Source organism: Bacteroides sp. MSSM.1001136sp1_RTP21357st2_D2_RTP21359_211015 (genome assembly GCF_040913205.1).
Taxonomy (GTDB): domain Bacteria; phylum Bacteroidota; class Bacteroidia; order Bacteroidales; family Bacteroidaceae; genus Bacteroides; species Bacteroides ovatus.
Genome location: NZ_JBDFVF010000071.1, coordinates 1 through 3,197, shown reverse-complemented (window position 1 = coordinate 3,197; position 3,197 = coordinate 1). Strand labels below are relative to the sequence as shown.

Sequence of the window (3,197 nt, the reverse complement as noted above, 5' to 3'; positions counted from 1 at the left end):
TGAACGTGAAAATACAACATCGCAACAGTCAGTCATATTTAATGAAGTAAAGCAGATAATTACAGATTTTGCAGAAAGCAATGAAATACTGCAAGAATTGGAAAAAATCGTAAACACTTGTCATGACAATGCCATGTACAAGCTCAAGGAAGATTTTCCGACCATGAAAACTTCTGACACCAGGCTGTTATGCTATATTTTTGTAGGATTCTCACCACAAGTAATTAGCTTATTCATGAAGGATACGGTGGCTAACGTATATGCTCGAAAATCACGGCTCAAATCACGTATCAAATCTGCAAAAATAGTAAATAAAGAACTGTTTTTAAATCTTTTGGGATAAAACGGTACATTATTTACGGTAATATATTTTTGACAGGTAAAGGCGCATTTCAGTAATTATATGGATAAAACAAGGAATATGCTTGGCGAGATGAAATAACTATACACAATCCATCTTATAAGTTGTGATCAAGAAAAACAATATCAAAACAGATTTGAACAGTCTTCTTAAAAAGGCAAACAATCTACTTTTGCTTATATATTTGGAGAAGTAGCTAATTTGAAACATAATGCTTTAAATATATCTGACGGATACAATTCAGGAACAGATAACAGTTTTTTTTTTTATTATATAAGAACATGCAAAAAAAGAATTTATTCGGAATACTTATTTTAATTGCTTATTTCGCTTCCTGTAATCAAATACATAAAACCCACTATGAGAATGGATGGTATCACATCCTATCACAGCAAAAAGACAGTATTGCTAAAGAGTCTATTGTAACAGTAAAAGATTTTGTTTCGTTACGAATGGATTCTGATGAAAATGGGACATGCGTAATTGTGGGGCAAATAAGCAAGCATAAACTAAAAAAATGGGCAAAAGAAACAGAAAAGGCAATTGGCAAACATATAGCTTTTGTACTTGACGATACGGTAATCACAAATCCAAAGGTGAATGCAAGAATTGAAAACGGTGTTTTTCAAATATCGTTACCTCATGGCTACGATTTAAAAAACATATATAATAAAATTAGGAAAGAGAAAATAGATTCTATTGAAAGTATATTCAAAGGTTGGGAGAAAGATTCCATCTATTACTCATCCAAAGAGAAAGCCGATTCAATTGTGTTTGCGATAGACTACTGGGAGGCTTCTGAATGGGTGGATATGTCGGTCAATCCCGAAGATCATTATTGGTGGGGAGATTTAGATACTGCCACCTACAGCAAATTAGAATCTGCCTTATGCGAAGAAATTGCCAAGCCAAATTTCAGCAGCCGTGCAGAAGATTATATGAAGTTGGATACATATAAGAGGTACAAGGCGTATCTTTGCGAAAATGCAGACTATATTAATCTCATGTTTCAAGGTTTCTTGTTTACAGAACCGGCTACCGGACTATGCGGGTTTCTAGTGGATGATATAGTGAGAAGCCGATATCCCACTGCCCCAAGTATTCGGGTAATGACCTTAAAGATAGATAACCAAGATGACGAGATGTTCGCCAAGTTGAAATATCAGAAAGCTATTTGGCGGTTGATGAATAAAGAAAGAGATGCGAAGAGTAACAAGCAATGAGAATGGTAGCTATGAGTAATTTGAAAAACAAAGTATTAACAGCAATGGGTATCATAAAATACTCATTTGGTTTCTGACGATTATTCCTGTCGGTATTCCTTTATGTGCTATTATTGGGCTTATGTATGGTATTAAAAATAAAGATACAATATTTACCAAATGCTCTGCCGTAGCTTTATTTGTTGGAATAGCTTGTATTGTTTATACTCTATTAGTTATAAAATCTACGTAGATTGAAATATTTACCAAATATGTGAATAAAAGATTATCAATAAATATAGGGAAACAAACCAAAGGTGTATGGATATAAATAAGGTTATTAATGATGTCTTCAAAATTGTACTAAATATTTTATTTGTATTTACAAAGAGTTATTTGACAACATAGCACCGCAAATCGCTGAAATTTGCACGGTTGCTAATTCGTTACCTCTATTTCTCAAATACTCTGCTAAAAGTTTATTCTTCAATCGGTTAAATCCAACCGATGAAAATCTAAAATAAAAATACACGATAAAGATATAAAAGAAATCGTGTTTTGTTTAGGTAGATTTTACACCGCTCGATATGCTTAAAAATTATCGTCAAAGTTGTAACGAATAAATCAGCAGCTTCCATACTCTGTTCACTTTCTTGGGAATAACCCAACAGATGCTTGACATCCTCTCCTTTTTTTTTGGGGGGGGTAAAAGTTATTTTTTTCTCCTGAAAATAAAATGGCCTTGGTAGTCTTGAAGTCCTATATCAACTTTTCATATTCATAACTGATTAAATATTTAACTAGTAATATTCGTTACCAGTTATTTAGTGGTGTTCAGATTGCCCCTCTTCATTCACTAACCAATCCTAAATCGTTAATGTGATTCGTCAGTAATTAGCAAATTTCCTTAATATTTAGTCCCTCCAGACTATTATTAAGGCAAGAAAAAACAAATCCGTTTAATTCGGAGGCAAAGTCAACAGTATACAGATAGATGAAATCTCCTTTATAGAACATATCTCCTTTACGGCTTTTAACGAAGTAATACATTTGAAAGACTGTATTCATTTACAACAACTGATCAAAGTTAGGATTAAGGTACTTGCTGCGGATTCAAGCTACACTAATAATATCAATTTAAAAAGTTTTACAAAACACTTCTTTAAGTACAAGGTCTGAGCTATCTAAATTGCTCCATTTCGTAAGATTTGATGGTCAGAACTCAGCCATGAAAGTGCTACCAGATTGAAAGGAAGTTTTAAAATGTAGAAATAATATTATTTACAGACCAGAATAAAAAGCCAGAAACAGGGAAGTGGAAATATTTTGGATTTTCTTTGGAGTACATACGTTCAATGCGGTATGTATGATTGAAAAGGTCACGAAGAAAAAAAAAGAACGGCAGCATAATCTGACTAAAATAAGAGGAGAGAGTGGGTGAACTTCACCTAAAAATGAGGTATATAATGCATGGATGGAAAAAATAGGAATATGTAAATGATATTCTATAAAAAATGGAAGACTGGGGCTTTTCGAAAAAATGAAGAGAAAAAAAATTACAATACTTCGGTAAATTTTTACCGAAAAATTAAAAGTTAAACAATAAAACCGGCAAAAGTCGGTTCGGAAACACT

Annotated in this window: 1 protein-coding gene and 1 pseudogene; both read left to right on the top strand. The window is 32.9% G+C overall.

Annotated features, from left to right (window positions below):
* Positions 1-343: pseudogene (locus AB5217_RS24725) on the top strand (hypothetical protein); the annotation flags it as partial.
* A gap of 299 nt (positions 344-642) precedes the next feature.
* On the top strand, positions 643-1,584 hold the full coding sequence (locus AB5217_RS24720; protein WP_004311519.1) for a SecDF P1 head subdomain-containing protein: 942 nt from the start codon (positions 643-645) through the stop codon (positions 1,582-1,584).
* The last annotated feature ends 1,613 nt before the right edge of the window (positions 1,585-3,197 follow it).